Below are 14,469 nucleotides of genomic sequence, written 5' to 3' on the forward strand. Positions count from 1 at the left end.
CTATTTTATCATAAAATCTACTTGGATTCAAGATGTAAAGTAACTTTTCTTTCCTTAGGACAATACTTTAAGACCTCAATTTTTTCCGGATGCGTTTTAGTATTTTTGCTGGTCAGATAGTTCTGACTGCCGCAGCTGGAACATTTTAAATTTATTTTAACGCGCACTAGATATCCTTCTTTTTAAATAAATTTCGAAAACTAAAGAGATTGGCCAGCATACTGACAGCAACTAGCCCTGCTGTTGCATAAAAGACTGAATGATAGCCATAGGCTGCCGCAATGAACGATCCAGACATAGGGCCGACCACCCCACCCAGATAAAAGAAAATCTGATTATAGCTGAAAATCCTAGAGATTCCAAATTTGGGTGTTATCTTACTTAGCAGAGCATTGACACCTGGTATCAGCGCCCCTGTTCCTAGACCAAATAAAAAGCGATAAAAGCCTAGCTGCATAGGGGAGCCAGCATTGGCACAGAGCAGATAAATCAGGATTGAATAGAACTGAGCCAGCACCAGAAGCCGGTGATTGCCGATACGGTCTCCTAATCGCCCCAGAATACTGGAGCTCATCATGCTGGAAAGTCCCATGCTAGATACGATAAGACCCGAAATAAAGATCAGATTGTCCTTTTGCCCCAGCTCTCTGACATAGAGGGCAAGGATAGGGCTGATAGATTGAGCTGCAAACTGGATAACAAAGCTGGTCAGAAAGAGATTCATCAGCATCTTAGGATACCTGAGTTGGCGCAGCAATTCCCTAAAGCCTACCTCTTCTTGTCGGGTCACTGGCACAAAATCCTCCCGAATCAAATAAAAGGTCATTAAGGCTGCCACTAGAAAGAAGCCGCCAATCAGAAGAAAGACATTGCGAATACCGAACATCTCCGCAATCAGACCGCCAATAAATGGCCCCATAAGATTACCCGCAACGACACCGGTCGAGAGAGTTCCCAGAGCATAACCCGTTTTTTCCTTGGGAGCCTGACTGGCAATCAGAGCTGTGCTGTTGGGAACATAACCAGCGAAAACACCGTTTAGAAAGCGTAGGAGCAAGAGCCAGAAAATGTTGGGCACAAAAGCAATGCCGCCCATCGTGAAAACCATGGCAGTAGCTGCACGTATCATCATAGGCTTACGACCATACCGATCGGCCAGGCTTCCCCAAACAGGAGAGAGCAGCGCCGCTGAGATTGCAGAGAGTGAAATCCCTAGTCCAGCGTAATACTCCACCTCATGACCTCTGGCACCCAGCTGCTCCACGAAAAGTGGCATAAAAGGCGTCACCAGAGAAATGCTGGCACCTGTTAGGAAGTTCCCAAACCAAGCGATTTTCAAGTTATGTTTCCAATTTACTTGTGTCGTGATAAATCATCTTCTTTCTAATTTCTGCAAAGCATCGCGAATCTGCTGTCGAGTTTCTTCAAGCGAGCCATTATTATCTATCAGCACATCCGCCCTCTTTCGTTTTTCTTGTAAAGATAGCTGAGCTGCTATACGTTTTTCTGCCTCTTCCTGACTGAGAGCATTTCGAGACATAAGACGACTGAGCTGAGTTTCCTCCGTCACATCCACCAGCCAGATTTGGTCAAACCAGTCCTCATATTGTAACTCAAACAGCAAGGGAAGATCCATAAAAAAGATATCTTCCTTCTCTGCTAGCAAACCTCGTCTGCCAGCCAGTTCCTCGCGAATAATACGGTTTTGTATTTGACTGGATTGCTCCAAGAGTTCGGGATTCCCAAAAATCATAGCTCCCAGCTTAGGCCGGTCCAAGCGCCCATCTTCCTGTAAGATAGCTGAGCCAAAAGCGGTTAAAAGAGCTTGATAAAGCCGTCCCCCCGGCTCTTGCAGCTCATGCACTACCTGATCCGCATCGATGACCTGGTAGCCCTGCTGCCTCAAAAACTCTGTCACTGTTGACTTACCCGAGGCAATGCCGCCAGTGATACCGATAATTCTTACCATGACAGCTACCTCGTTTTCTGACAATGAGGACAGAGATGTGTACCGCGTCCACCCAGCTTAATTTTCTCAATCGGGCTGCCGCATCTAGCACAGGGGTGACCAGTCTTTCCATAAACCTGCAGAAAATCCTGCATCGTGCCATCTTCACCTAGAGCATTGCGGTAGGTCCGAATGGTCGATCCTCTCTTTTCAATCCCGAGCTGCAAAACTTCTATAATCTGCTCACGCAGCTGCTTCACTTCAGCAGGCTTTAGACTATCTGCCGGCCTTGCCGGATGAATCCGCGCCCGCCAAAGGGCCTCATCTACATAGATATTGCCCAGTCCAACGACCAAAGTCTGCTCCAGCAAATAGGGTTTTATAGGCTTCTTGGAACGACCCAAAGCTGCTGCAAAAGGCTCCAAAAGAAAGTCCGCCTCTGTCGGCTCAGGACCAAGCTTTCTGGCAGCAAAATAAGACTCCAGCTGATCCTTTCTCAATAGCTCCATGGTCCCAAACTTGCGAACATCCTCATAAACAAGCGTCCCACCATCCGTCATTTCGAAAAAGACATGGGCATGCTTGCGCTCAGGCACCGCATCAGGATAAAAAAGATACTTACCTTCCATTCGCAGATGGGAAATCAAGACCTTGTCAGTTAGGTAAAAAAGTAGATATTTCCCCCGACGACGCATAGACCGAATTTCTTGACCTAGAAGATCTTGACGAAAAGCATCCAGATCCATCTGAATCATCTTAGGATACTTTACTTCCACTGATTGGATGGTTTTCCCAAGAATTAATTTCTCAAGACCACGTCGAACTGTTTCGACCTCAGGTAACTCAGGCATAGCTCCTCCTTCTTAAAATTTTAATTCAAATTGCAATAATTTTTTTACTTCTTCTCCTAAGATGGTTTTTATATTTTTTAATTTATAAATTTTTTCTACTATATCCTTTTGTATCTCTAAATCAATTTCACCAAAGCGATTGAAAGGTACAGGAATTTTAGTATCCAAAATTACATTTCTTTCTATTTTGGTATACTCATTTCTACCATTTTCACCACTTCTTCCTTTAACCTTTTGTCTTAAAAGAGGTTCTAAAATATAAGCAATATAATCAATGTTAGTTTTTTCCTGTTTAGGAATTAAAATCATTCTATCCGCATTCAAAGAAAACTTATTATCTATTAAAGTTATCTTACCTGCTATACCATTGACAGAGATTGTAGCATAACAACCATCAAAATCAAAATCATTTCGGTAGCCAAGAGGAACTGAATTATTAGCTGAGTAGACGGGATACTTTCCATTGTTATCCAAGCAATATTTTTTCGTATATTTACTAAAACCACGTTTCAAATCAAACAATTCAGCTAAGGTTATATATATATATATATATATGGAACACCGTTCGAATTAAAGTCCAGATTCGATTGAATAAACTGATATCCTTGCTTCTCAATATTATTTTTCATTTCAAGGATTGTTTGAGAATTTTTTACAATCTGATTTTGCTTTTCAAGGTCAATTTCTCCTGAAGAGGTAAGAGGAAGCACGACCTCTAAATTTTTTATCATAGAGGTATTTAACTTTGTATACTCATTTTTACCATTTTCTCCTTTTCTCCCTTTAACATGGGAACGAAAAATTGGTTCTAAAACTTGTTTCAAATATAAAGGATTAACCTTACTAGCATATTCTTCTTTTATAACTAACGGACGTACTTTCTCACTCAAACTAAAGCGACCCTCGTGATAAAAAATATAGCCAGCAAGACCATCTATATTGTAAGTCAAGCAGTTTTCAAAATAGCGAACAGGAAATTCACGTTTTCCATCTTTGTCCACAATTACAGCATTGTCTTTCACATAACCATAACTTGGTAAGTTATCACTACTAGCACCATAAACTGGTATATCACCTGAATTTTCTTTTACAAATGTCTTGGTAAATTTGGAAGAATTTGTTGAGATGGTTAAGTCAAATAACTCTGCAACTTTTATTGAAGTAGTCTTATCATTATCTCCTGAAATAATATCCACCTCTACAGACTTTATTGTTTGAATCTTTTCAGACAATTCTGCTTTGCGTGCTTCAATTATTTCAAACTTTCTGACAATCTCTTCTTGTTTTTTAAGGTCAAATTCTCCATCTTCATTAACAGGAATACTAACTCTTATATCTTTGATTTGTGACCAAGCTAATGATGGAACATCACCACGTCTTACAGAATTATAGAATATACTTTGAAAAACATATTTGCAATAAGATAAGGATAGGTTATCCACTTTGCTTATTAAAATAGCTCTGTGTCCCCCAACATTGTATTTACCTTGTAAAACATCCAGAGTTCCGGCATACTCACCATCTGTTGTATAGGTTAAATGAGGCGTTTCATATTCATATGTATCTATAAATCCAAAGGAAGTTTTAGTTGAACCAGTGTAAACTTCAAAATCACCAGTATTTCTATTAACATAAGCTTTCGTATACCTACTATTTCCTCTTTTATTGGTAAATAGTTCAGAAAGTGTTACACGCTTGCTTCTTACTTCAACCATTCCAACTCCTCCTTGAAATCTTGCATAAGAGAAATCATATCATCAATCATTGCTTGGAATTCATCAATCGAAACGACTTGTCTTTCTTTTTTTAGACCAATAGCAATCTTTTCTTCTTCAGACCACCAATTTTCAATAATCCAACTCTTCTTACTATCTAATTCCTCAATCGGAAGTAATTTTAGTCTAGAATCACCTAAAAGGTGGGATTTTATTGGTTCTTGTAAATCATTTCTATCTGGAGATTGGCGATAAAAATTATATTTGACGACAGCTTGCTTTAAGTCATTTTCTTCAGAATCAAATCGATAAACATCTAAGGTTTCACCAATACTACCTGCAATGTAGGTAAAAACAGGATAATCTTGTACGATATTATTTTCAATCTCATTCTCTGTTTTCTTACGAATGGTCAAAATGTAGGTTTTTTTAGGTGTGTTAAAGAAAGCGTTGACTGGTAAAGAAATCAAAGCGTCAATAAAAAAGAGTTCTTTTAACTTTTCTTTTAACTTTTTATTTGCATGATTAGAAAAAATACCATCCGGTAAGACAATATTGGCAACACCACCATGTTTTACGGAACGCATAATCCACTCTAAAAAGAGAGCTTCAACACCACTACCACCATACTTATAAATATCCGTAGCTTTAGCAAGGTCTGACATTTCCTTACTTTGATAATAAGGAGGATTTGCTAAAATTAGGTCGTATCTATTTTCTTCCAGATTTTCCAGAGTACCTAACATACTCTTATGTAAGTAGAATGAATCATTTAATAGTATTTTCGCAATTGTTTGCACATCTTTAAAACTATTATTTTGCTGGAATAATTCAGAAAAATAAATTAACGTATTAGCTTTAGCAAGAATAATTGTGATATCGTCTTTTTCAGACATCATCTTGTCATAGCCAAAAAATCGAATTTTAGAAGTTAACTTTCCTTTAGAGTAGCTATAACTATCTTCTATACGTTTTTCAACTGCTTCAAGCAAAAACTTTCCAACACCACAAGCAGGATCGCAAATAGTCATTCCCTCAGAAATATCTACCATAGAAACCATTTCGTCTACTATTTTTAATGGTGTAAAAAACTGCCCCATATCACTCTTGTCATCACTATTTTTCATAAAAGTTTCAAACAGTTTTGACTTGAAGTCTTTACTTATATTTAAGAATTTTCCATATTTTTTATCATATTTTTCAAATTCCAAAATAACAGATTTAAATACTGTATCCGTATTATCTACGCTGACAAATTCGTTTTGTTCATCTCTTTCAATATGAAAAACTTTACCATTGATAATGCTTGTCCCATCCATACCTTTTGGAAACAATTTAACCATCGTCTTTCTAGCACCTTCTAGGTATTTCCCTAAAACATAGGCGGTAGAATATCCTTCCATTTCATATAAAGAAACAATGTATTCAAAACTATTTTCTCCATTTAAAACACCAATATCTGATAAATATTTAAAGAGAAACAACTCAACAAAAGTATATAAAGACATCTTTGCTGATGCAAAAGTTAAATTTTTTAAAATTCTATTAATCTTTTGAGCTAAATCAGTAGGATCCAAAAATTCCTTTTTCAATATCTGATTATTTGTTTCAGAAATAGATAATGAAATATCGTTAATGAACTTGACAATTTGTTTGCCATTTTCTTTTGGCTTTATTGCTAAATTAATTTCATTTCCATTCTCATCTAAAATCTTTTCCCCGGTTTTAGGATTAACCCAGATAAAAGAATCACCGTCGCTTACAATATAAATAAGTGCACCCAAAGCTTTAGCGACCTCTATCTCTTGTTTAATCGCACCTTCAATATCCTTAGCACTCTTAAATTTACTTGGTATCTTTTGCTCAACATATATAATTACGTTCTTATTATCATCTAGAATTAAAACATCTGGTTTTTTATTCCCAAGACTTCTCTTTAGATTTACATTCTTAATAATATTTGATTTCATCAAATTATTAACGGTTGTTGCACCAATACTATAACATTCATATTTATCAAATATTACTGGTGTCGAATAAATACTATTTTGAATTAACTGCTCTGACATCGTGATTGCCTTCTCTCTATTTTTTGTTTACATTAAAAACTCTTTTAAAAGAGTTTTTTAGTACTCCTTCTTATTATAGCCAAAATCCGCCAAGTCCAGCTTCTTGTCCCGCCAGTTTTTCTTGACCTTGACCCAGGTTTCTAGGAAGACCTTGTCCCCAAGCATGAGCTCAATATCGCGCCGAGCCATGGATCCGATTTTCTTCAGCATGGAACCGCCTTTACCGATGATAATGCCTTTTTGGCTGTCACGCTCCACCATGATAGTCGCTCGGATATGGACCTTGTCCGTCTCCTCGTCTCGCTTCATACTGTCAACAACCACCGCGACTGAGTGGGGAATTTCCTCCCGCGTCAGCATCAAAACCTTTTCCCGAATCATCTCTGACACCAGAAAGCGCTCCGGATGGTCGGTAATCTGGTCTTCTGGGAAATACTGGAAGCCTTCCTCCAGATTCTCACTGAGAATATCAATCAGATGGGACACATTATTGCCTTGCAGGGCTGAAATCGGCACGATTTCTTTGAAGTCCATCTGCTGACGAAAATCATCAATTTGCGCTAAAAGCTGATCCGGATGGACTTTATCAATCTTATTAACTACCAAAATAACTGGTACTTTAGCCGCTTTCAGTCGTTCGATAATCATGTCATCGCCCTTGCCACGCGGCTCATCAGCCGGCACCATGAAGAGGACGGTATCCACCTCACGCAGGGTGCTGTAAGCTGCTTCCACCATAAAATCGCCTAGAGCCGTCTTAGGCTTATGGATTCCCGGCGTATCGATAAAGACAATCTGCTCCTTATCCGTCGTGTAAATCCCCATAATTTTATTGCGAGTGGTCTGAGCCTTATCACTCATGATGGCAATTTTTTGCCCCATAACATGATTCAAAAAGGTTGATTTCCCAACATTGGGACGTCCTAAAATAGCTACAAAACCTGATTTAAAAGTCATTATTTTACCTCTATTATTTCCATTAAAATAGCAGAAAATCGGCAGTCTCCCCCGATTTTCAAATCTTTAAAAAATCCAATCCCAAATCTTGGGAACAAAAATAATCAGCCCTGTCACAACAGCAAAGCCAGACACGACTAGAACAGCTCCTGCCGCCATATCCTTGGCATTCTTTGCCCGCATAGAAAAGTGGTAATCACTGGCCAGATCCACGACATTTTCAATGGCAGAATTGACAATCTCAAAGGCAATGACCAGAAAAATGCTCAAAAAGAGAAAGAGCCATTCTATAGCGGACAAGTCAAAAATCAGTCCCGCAACTATCACCGCCAGAGCCGAAAGAACATGCTTGCGCAGGTTGCGCTCCTCTTTAAAGGCTGTAAAAATACCGGTTAAAGCAAATTCCAGACTCGAGACCACATCTCGATTTTTCCATTTGCGTTTGTTATTTCCTTGTGAGTCCATAAGCAGTTAAAATTTCTTCCTGTAAACCAAACATTTCTGCTTCTTCTTCCGGCGTATAGTGATCATAGCCGTTGATATGCAGAAAACCATGCACTGCCAAAAAGCCCATCTCCCGCTCAAAGCTGTGGCCGTATTCTTCAGCCTGCTCATGCGCCTTGTCCACTGAAATGAACAGCTCGCCGATATAGGCGTCAAAATCTTCCAGCATCTCAGCTAGCTCAGGGTGGTCCAGCAAATCTTCCTCGTCAACAGCGATGTCCAACTCAGGCTTATACTCCAAGCTGATCACATCCGTCGGCCGATCCGTATCTCTATATTCCAAGTTGAGTTCATGACTGCGCTCATTGCTGACAAAAGTCACAGCCATTTCCTTCTTTTCCTTGCCCGTTTTCTGGGCTGCAAACTCCAAAATTTCCTGAGTCTGTTTAAGAATCTCTTCTGAAACCTGACCCGTCTCATCTACCATTTCGATATACATATCTTACCCGCTTTGCTAGTATTACCTTATTATATCATATTTTGACTCACTTTAGGGAGCCGAGGGCAGGGTTTTGGAAAATAGCAGAGCAGATTTGTCAACCACTCACCGCAAAGACAAAAGCAGCTATTTTTATTTTATACCTTCCCGAAACTTTGCCTTTCACTATTTGCTATAACTGACAAAAAGAAAAGGCTGGGAAACCCCAACCTTGTCCTACAAGATGCTAATTGCCGGGATCGAACCGGCGACCTCATCCTTACCATGGATGCGCTCTGCCAACTGAGCTAAATCAGCGTACCTATCTAATATATCATGTAGATAGGTGCTTGTCAATATCCTTTCTCATTTTTTTGCAAAATAATCTTCCCTAGTCAGATAGTAATGAACCCGTGTCACAATACGCCCTTTATCATGTTTATCTAGTGATGCATAAGGCTCTTCGTGGGAATATTTCATACCAGACTTGACCATAACCCGGCCAGATGCCGGATTGTCCACATCGTGCAGCGCTACAAGTTTATTCATTCCGACTTCCTCAAAAGCCAGCTTGATGACTGAGCGATTAGCCTCTGTCATATAACCCTGATTCCAGTATTTTTTATTGATTACATAGCCGATAGCTGCCGTTTTCAAGTCCAGCCTGATCTTATGCAGGTCAATAGTCCCGATGAATTTGCCGCTTTCCTTCATTTCTATTCCCCAGCGCCCCAGAGGATTGGCCAGATAAAAGAGAGCGATATTATTGCGTGTTTCTTCCAGGCTTTTGTTAGTCTCAAAGGTATAGCGAGTATTTTCCTCATCCGAAGCGTACTCAAACATCGCTGGGGCATCTTCCAAGGTCACTGGACGCAGAATCAACCGCTCAGTTTCCAGTCTGGTATGACGAGCCAGTTTGACATAGATATTTTCCATCGGGGCCTCCTATTTTTTCTTAACAGAATAGCACAATTCACTAATGAAAGCAAACCTCTCCGATTTTTTCTTGATTTTTGAAGCGTTTTCATATACAATAAAAACATCTTAAAAAAGGAGCATATTTTTTATGTTAATCGGTATTCCAAAAGAAATCAAAAACAATGAAAATCGTGTCGCTCTGACACCAGCTGGTGTTCATAGCCTCGTTGGTAAAGGCCATGAAGTTCTGATTGAGACAAATGCTGGGCTGGGATCTGGTTTTACAGATGCAGACTACCAAAAGCAAGGTGCAAAAATCGTCCCTACTGCTGCAGAAGCGTGGGCAGCCGAGCTAGTGGTCAAGGTCAAAGAACCTCTGGCAGCTGAATACGGATTCCTCCGCGATGACCTCTTGCTCTTTACCTACCTGCACATGGCTGCCGCTCCTGAACTAGCAGATGCTATGACTAGTGCCAAGACGACTGGTCTGGCGTACGAAACTGTCCGCGATCAAGATGGACAACTGCCACTCTTGGTACCTATGAGTGAGGTAGCTGGACGGATGGCAGTCCAAATCGGAGCCCACTTCCTGACTAAGCGTGAAGGCGGATCTGGCGTACTTCTTGGTGGTGTACCGGGCGTTCCGAAAGGGAAAGTTACCATCATTGGTGGCGGTGTCGTAGGTACTCATGCCGCTCGTATTGCTCTAGGACTCGGTGCTCAAGTGACTATTTTGGATATCAGCGCTAAGCGCCTGTCTGTCCTAGAAGATGTCTTCGGTCATCAAATCCAGACCCTTATGTCTAATCCGTTCAATATCGAAGCTAGCGTTCGAGAAGCAGATGTCGTGATCGGTGCCGTCCTCATTCCTGGTGCAAAGGCTCCAAAATTAGTGACAGACGATATGGTTAAGCAAATGCGTCCAGGCTCTGTCATTGTAGACGTAGCTGTTGACCAAGGCGGTGTCATTGAAACTGCTGACCGCGTAACGACTCACACCGAGCCTGTTTACGAAAAACATGGTGTCCTCCACTATGCAGTTGCTAATATCCCAGGTGCCGTAGCCCGCACTTCTACTATTGCCTTGACCAATGTCACCCTTCCTTATATTGAAGCCTTGGCAGAGAAAGGCTTCAAACAAGCCATTGCAGATGACCAAGGACTGCGCCAAGGTGTAACGACTTACCAAGGTCATATCACCAGCCTGCCAGTTTCAGAAGGCCTCAACAAGGACTACACATCTATTGACGAACTCGTTTAGTCGAACATTTCGACTTTAAAATCAATCGCACAAAAAGAGCAGAAATAAATCTGCTCTTTTCGTATGTTATTCCATTTCTTCTGGCTCAGTTGCAGCCTCTCTAACAGGAGTTGGTTCATAAGCTCGGATAATCTCCGCCACCACTGGATGACGAACGACATCCTTAGCTGAGAAATGCACAAAATCGATCTGGGAGATGTTCTTCAATTTCTCCTGAGCATCAATGAGTCCTGATTTAACATTGCGAGGCAGGTCAATCTGGCTGATGTCTCCATTGACAATCATCTTGGACTGGAAACCGAGGCGTGTCAGAAACATCTTCATCTGCATGATGGTGGTATTCTGTGCCTCGTCCAGAATTACAAAAGCATCATCCAAAGTCCGCCCCCGCATATAGGCTAGGGGAGCAATCTCAATGATTTCTCGCTCCATAAGGCGCGTTGTCTGGTCCTTGCCCAAAATCTGATACAAGGCATCATAGACCGGACGCAGATAAGGATCCACCTTTTCCTTAAGGTCACCAGGCAAAAAGCCCAAACTCTCACCAGCTTCTACCGCTGGCCGTGTCAGAATGATTCGTTTGACCTGTCCACGCTTGAGAGCTGTCACCGCCAAGGTCACCGCCAGAAAAGTCTTCCCTGTTCCAGCTGGTCCGATCCCAAAGACGATATCATGATTTTTAACACTGTCCACATAGATTTTCTGACCCAATGTCTTGACCCGAATTGGCTTGCCATAGCTGTCCTTGATAATCTCTTCTTCGTAAAGAGCTACAAACTTATCAATTTCATCATTTTTGACCATAGTAATGGCTGTCACAACATCGGGAGTACCGATGGTCATGCCACGATTGACCAAGACCAACAGAGCCTGAACGACCTGTCGAGTCTCCTCGCAGGCAGCCTCCGTACCTAAAATCTGCACAATCTCGGTTCGGGCATGGATGGTGACCTTTAATTCCTGTTCCATCAAGCGCAGATGGCGTTCATTAGAGCCAAAGAGATGAAAGGCATCATCTGGATGGCCCAGTTTCAATTCTACTGAATGTTCCTGCAAATAAAGAACCTCTCTATTTTAATTTATTGAATGAATTACCTTTATTATATCAAAGCAAGCAGAAAATGACTATCCCTAGCCACTATCCACTCAATGTGCCTGATACTCTTCCCAAATAGCATCGAACTCGCCCAAGTTAAAGGAAAAATTTGCATGCTCCTCTAGAAATCGACTGACCTCATCAAAATCATCCGTATGCTTGGGAAAGGCAGTATCCTGAAAAGCCAAATCCGCTAAAATAGCCTTGGGCTCCTTGCTCTTAGGATTGCGCTCTGTCATCAGCCAGCTGTAAAAAGATTTTCTCATAGGTTCCTTTCATTTCTTTAAAATCGTATTTCTATAAGCATCAGCTCTAGATACACGACTCTTTATCCTCACACCAACTCCGTTCCGGTCGGGTCCTGCTTGATTTTACCAGCTTTCATCAGCCCACCTAGAGCTTTTTTAAACTGGCCTTTGGAAATTCCAAAGGTAGCCTTGATGTCGTCTGGTGAAGATTTATCGTTCAAAGTCATAAAACCGCCATTGCTCTCCAGATAGGTCAGAATCATCTGGGCATCGTTTTCCAACATTTCAAAGGAACGGGGCTTAAGCGAGAGGTTAAGCGTGCGGTCTACTTCACGGAAGCCAATCACCCGTGCATCTAAGACCTGCCCCAAACGTGGCTCTGCATAGCGCTCACTCGGATGAATGAAGCCCAGCATATTATTCTCTGGCAGGTAAACAAAGGTACCAGAAAGCTTGAGCCGATAAACGATGGCTGGCCAGTTTTGGTTCTGCATGTTATTGTAGGCAGGACGAGCCAGACGCTGGAAATCCTCTTGATAGGCCAACTGACCCCAGATGCGGTCTTTCTTGTCCACATCTAGACGGATATAAAGGCGATCACCCTTTTTAGGCCAGAGTTCCTTGATTTCTGGCAAGATGTCTAGTGACACGACAATTTGCTTGTCCGGCAGACCGGTATCGACAAAGACACCTAGATCCTTTCGGACCTCCGTTACTGTTCCCCAGCCAAACTGGTCTTGAGTAGCTGTAACTTCAAGAGTTGTCAGGCGAAGCTTCTGCTTCATATCGCTGTAGGCAAAGCCTTTGACAGACTGACCCAGCTCATGCGCCCCCTCTTCCTTAGAAAGAGCGTAAAACTGACCATCCTTTTGAACAAAGTAAAAACGATCATTTTCATCCGTGATGATACCCACGATGAAGCTGGCAAGATTTGTATTCATATAGACCTATTTTCTACCTTGCTTCTTCAAACCAGGCAAGGATTTTTGATGTTAAAACAACTCAGTCAGCCAAAGCCAACTGAGTTTTGATTCTGATAAAAATGTTAAACTTCTAAAAGTTCTTTTTCTTTGTTTGCTGTCATCTCATCAATATGTTTGACAGCATCGTCCGTTACTTTTTGAATATCCTTTTCCAAGGTCTTCAATTCATCTTCAGTGATTTCTTTGGCTTTTTCCTGCTTCTTAGCTTCGTCCATCGCATCGCGGCGGATGTTACGGATAGCAACTTTAGCATTTTCACCGACCTTTTTCACTTCTTTAGCCAAATCACGGCGAGTTTCCTCTGTCAGGGCTGGAATGACCAGACGAATCACAGAGCCATCGCTGGCTGGCGTAATCCCAAGGTCAGAAGCATTAAGCGCACGCTCAATATCCTTGATAGAAGACTTGTCAAATGGTGTCACCAAGAGAACACGCGCTTCCGGAATCGTAATCGAAGCGATTTGGTTGAGCGGAGTTTCTACTCCATAGTACTCCACATGGATGCGGTCCAAAAGGCTGGCATTGGCGCGGCCTGCACGGATGCTGCCAAATTCACGAGCCAGACTTTGGTGCGAGTGGGTCATTCTTTCTTTTGCTTTTTCTACAATTGCATTTGCCATGAGTTTCTAATCTCCGTTCTTATAAATTATTTGATACTGTTGTTCCGATTTGCTCACCGATAACAACACGTTTGATATTACCTGGCTCATTCATGTTAAAGACAACCAAGTCAATGTCATTGTCCATAGACAGGGTCGAAGCCGTTGAGTCCATAATTCGCAGTCCCTTACTGATGACATCCCGGTGGGTCAGTTCATCAAACTTAACGGCGGTCTTGTCTTTCTTAGGATCGGCATTATAAACACCATCCACGCCATTTTTGGCCATGAGAATCGCATCTGCTTCAATCTCTGCTGAGCGCAAGGCAGCGGTTGTATCGGTTGAAAAATAAGGAGAACCAATACCTGCACCGAAAATGACTATACGGCCTTTTTCCAGATGACGAAGGGCCCGACCTCGGATGTAAGGCTCAGCTACCTGCTGCATAGCAATCGCAGTCTGCACGCGCGTATCTACACCGACTTGCTGCAGCGAATCCGCCATTACCAGCGCATTCATGACAGTGCCCAACATACCAGTATAGTCGGCCTGCACGCGGTCCATGCCTGCTTCTGCTGCCGGCTCACCCCGCCAAAGGTTTCCGCCTCCGATAACCAGAGCAATTTGAACTCCCAAATCATGAACTTCTTTGATTTCTTCCGCCATCTTCTGAACAGTCTGAATATCAATACCAACGCCTTTTTCACCGGCAAGAGCTTCACCCGACAACTTAATCAAAATACGCTTATACTTAGGTTCTACCATTTTTTTACTCCTTATTTTATCTGTACTATTTTACCACATTTTGTGATTTTTATATAGTTAAATCACTGAAATTTTTCTTTTTTCCTTTTAGTAAAATAGCAGAGCAGGCAAGCTCATTTCACAGAAAAACCAGCCC

The 14,469-nt window shown here is 41.6% G+C and carries 17 protein-coding genes and 1 tRNA gene; 1 reads left to right on the forward strand and 17 read right to left on the reverse strand.

Features of this window, described 5'->3' with window-relative positions:
• Positions 1 to 17 precede the first annotated feature (17 nt).
• From rpmG to HMPREF9380_RS02925, 12 genes are all read right to left on the reverse strand, one after another.
• Positions 18 to 167: a 50S ribosomal protein L33 gene (gene rpmG / locus HMPREF9380_RS11565; RefSeq protein ID WP_072074309.1), complete on the reverse strand. Its 150-nt coding sequence runs from the start codon at positions 165 to 167 to the stop codon at positions 18 to 20.
• Positions 167 to 1,369, reverse strand: a complete 1,203-nt coding sequence (locus HMPREF9380_RS12050; protein ID WP_328270746.1) for a multidrug efflux MFS transporter — start codon at positions 1,367 to 1,369, stop codon at positions 167 to 169. Before HMPREF9380_RS12050 ends, rpmG begins: the two co-directional genes overlap by 1 nt.
• A 3-nt stretch (positions 1,370 to 1,372) precedes the next feature.
• Entirely contained in the window at positions 1,373 to 1,969 is a 597-nt protein-coding gene (gene coaE, locus HMPREF9380_RS12055) for a dephospho-CoA kinase (protein WP_004192933.1), read from the reverse strand.
• Positions 1,970 to 1,974: 5 nt separating this feature from the next.
• The gene (gene mutM, locus HMPREF9380_RS02965; protein ID WP_004192934.1) at positions 1,975 to 2,799 is read right to left on the reverse strand and encodes a DNA-formamidopyrimidine glycosylase; all 825 of its coding nucleotides are present in this window, start codon (positions 2,797 to 2,799) and stop codon (positions 1,975 to 1,977) included.
• Between the two features lie 12 nt (positions 2,800 to 2,811).
• The gene (locus HMPREF9380_RS02960) at positions 2,812 to 3,321 is read right to left on the reverse strand and encodes a restriction endonuclease subunit S (protein ID WP_004192935.1); all 510 of its coding nucleotides are present in this window, start codon (positions 3,319 to 3,321) and stop codon (positions 2,812 to 2,814) included.
• Positions 3,322 to 3,332: 11 nt separating this feature from the next.
• Positions 3,333 to 4,514 (reverse strand): restriction endonuclease subunit S, encoded by a 1,182-nt coding sequence (locus HMPREF9380_RS02955; protein WP_004192936.1) that lies wholly within the window; start codon positions 4,512 to 4,514, stop codon positions 3,333 to 3,335.
• Positions 4,502 to 6,583, reverse strand: coding sequence for an HsdM family class I SAM-dependent methyltransferase (locus tag HMPREF9380_RS02950; RefSeq protein ID WP_004192937.1), 2,082 nt, complete (start codon positions 6,581 to 6,583; stop codon positions 4,502 to 4,504). Before HMPREF9380_RS02950 ends, HMPREF9380_RS02955 begins: the two co-directional genes overlap by 13 nt.
• Before the next feature lie 57 nt (positions 6,584 to 6,640).
• Positions 6,641 to 7,540, reverse strand: a complete 900-nt coding sequence (gene era, locus HMPREF9380_RS02945) for a GTPase Era (RefSeq protein WP_002894867.1) — start codon at positions 7,538 to 7,540, stop codon at positions 6,641 to 6,643.
• A gap of 66 nt (positions 7,541 to 7,606) precedes the next feature.
• Positions 7,607 to 8,005, reverse strand: a complete 399-nt coding sequence (locus tag HMPREF9380_RS02940) for a diacylglycerol kinase family protein (protein ID WP_002894866.1) — start codon at positions 8,003 to 8,005, stop codon at positions 7,607 to 7,609.
• On the reverse strand, positions 7,986 to 8,483 hold the full coding sequence (ybeY, locus tag HMPREF9380_RS02935; protein WP_004192940.1) for an rRNA maturation RNase YbeY: 498 nt from the start codon (positions 8,481 to 8,483) through the stop codon (positions 7,986 to 7,988). The genes HMPREF9380_RS02940 and ybeY overlap by 20 nt, the downstream gene beginning before the upstream one ends.
• A 224-nt stretch (positions 8,484 to 8,707) precedes the next feature.
• A tRNA-Thr gene (locus tag HMPREF9380_RS02930) sits at positions 8,708 to 8,780 on the reverse strand.
• Between the two features lie 48 nt (positions 8,781 to 8,828).
• Entirely contained in the window at positions 8,829 to 9,398 is a 570-nt protein-coding gene (locus HMPREF9380_RS02925) for a GNAT family N-acetyltransferase (RefSeq protein ID WP_004192941.1), read from the reverse strand.
• Positions 9,399 to 9,528: 130 nt separating this feature from the next.
• On the opposite strand from HMPREF9380_RS02925, the gene ald reads away from it, so the two are divergent.
• Positions 9,529 to 10,641, forward strand: coding sequence for an alanine dehydrogenase (ald, locus tag HMPREF9380_RS02920; protein ID WP_004192945.1), 1,113 nt, complete (start codon positions 9,529 to 9,531; stop codon positions 10,639 to 10,641).
• A 66-nt stretch (positions 10,642 to 10,707) separates the two neighbouring features.
• On the opposite strand, the gene HMPREF9380_RS02915 is transcribed toward ald, so the two are convergent.
• The 5 genes from HMPREF9380_RS02915 to pyrH form a co-directional block, all read right to left on the reverse strand.
• The gene (locus tag HMPREF9380_RS02915) at positions 10,708 to 11,697 is read right to left on the reverse strand and encodes a PhoH family protein (RefSeq protein ID WP_032907651.1); all 990 of its coding nucleotides are present in this window, start codon (positions 11,695 to 11,697) and stop codon (positions 10,708 to 10,710) included.
• Positions 11,698 to 11,787: 90 nt separating this feature from the next.
• Positions 11,788 to 12,003, reverse strand: coding sequence for a YozE family protein (locus HMPREF9380_RS02910; RefSeq protein WP_002894860.1), 216 nt, complete (start codon positions 12,001 to 12,003; stop codon positions 11,788 to 11,790).
• A 68-nt stretch (positions 12,004 to 12,071) separates the two neighbouring features.
• Positions 12,072 to 12,926, reverse strand: a complete 855-nt coding sequence (gene cvfB, locus HMPREF9380_RS02905; protein WP_004192949.1) for an RNA-binding virulence regulatory protein CvfB — start codon at positions 12,924 to 12,926, stop codon at positions 12,072 to 12,074.
• Between the two features lie 104 nt (positions 12,927 to 13,030).
• Positions 13,031 to 13,588, reverse strand: coding sequence for a ribosome recycling factor (gene frr, locus HMPREF9380_RS02900; protein WP_002894858.1), 558 nt, complete (start codon positions 13,586 to 13,588; stop codon positions 13,031 to 13,033).
• 19 nt (positions 13,589 to 13,607) lie between these two features.
• On the reverse strand, positions 13,608 to 14,333 hold the full coding sequence (pyrH, locus tag HMPREF9380_RS02895; RefSeq protein WP_002894857.1) for a UMP kinase: 726 nt from the start codon (positions 14,331 to 14,333) through the stop codon (positions 13,608 to 13,610).
• Positions 14,334 to 14,469 lie beyond the last annotated feature (136 nt).

Origin of the sequence: Streptococcus sanguinis SK49 (genome assembly GCF_000212815.1) — a bacterium.
GTDB lineage: Bacteria > Bacillota > Bacilli > Lactobacillales > Streptococcaceae > Streptococcus > Streptococcus sanguinis_C.

Coding starts and splice junctions, on each gene's coding strand:
- coaE (WP_004192933.1), bottom strand. CDS start 1,969: ATGGTAAGAATTATCGGTATCACTGGCGGCATTGCCTCGGGTAAGTCA.
- mutM (WP_004192934.1), bottom strand. CDS start 2,799: ATGCCTGAGTTACCTGAGGTCGAAACAGTTCGACGTGGTCTTGAGAAA.
- HMPREF9380_RS02955 (WP_004192936.1), bottom strand. CDS start 4,514: ATGGTTGAAGTAAGAAGCAAGCGTGTAACACTTTCTGAACTATTTACC.
- HMPREF9380_RS02950 (WP_004192937.1), bottom strand. CDS start 6,583: ATGTCAGAGCAGTTAATTCAAAATAGTATTTATTCGACACCAGTAATA.
- era (WP_002894867.1), bottom strand. CDS start 7,540: ATGACTTTTAAATCAGGTTTTGTAGCTATTTTAGGACGTCCCAATGTT.
- HMPREF9380_RS02940 (WP_002894866.1), bottom strand. CDS start 8,005: ATGGACTCACAAGGAAATAACAAACGCAAATGGAAAAATCGAGATGTG.
- ybeY (WP_004192940.1), bottom strand. CDS start 8,483: ATGTATATCGAAATGGTAGATGAGACGGGTCAGGTTTCAGAAGAGATT.
- HMPREF9380_RS02925 (WP_004192941.1), bottom strand. CDS start 9,398: ATGGAAAATATCTATGTCAAACTGGCTCGTCATACCAGACTGGAAACT.
- ald (WP_004192945.1), top strand. CDS start 9,529: ATGTTAATCGGTATTCCAAAAGAAATCAAAAACAATGAAAATCGTGTC.
- HMPREF9380_RS02910 (WP_002894860.1), bottom strand. CDS start 12,003: ATGAGAAAATCTTTTTACAGCTGGCTGATGACAGAGCGCAATCCTAAG.
- cvfB (WP_004192949.1), bottom strand. CDS start 12,926: ATGAATACAAATCTTGCCAGCTTCATCGTGGGTATCATCACGGATGAA.
- frr (WP_002894858.1), bottom strand. CDS start 13,588: ATGGCAAATGCAATTGTAGAAAAAGCAAAAGAAAGAATGACCCACTCG.
- pyrH (WP_002894857.1), bottom strand. CDS start 14,333: ATGGTAGAACCTAAGTATAAGCGTATTTTGATTAAGTTGTCGGGTGAA.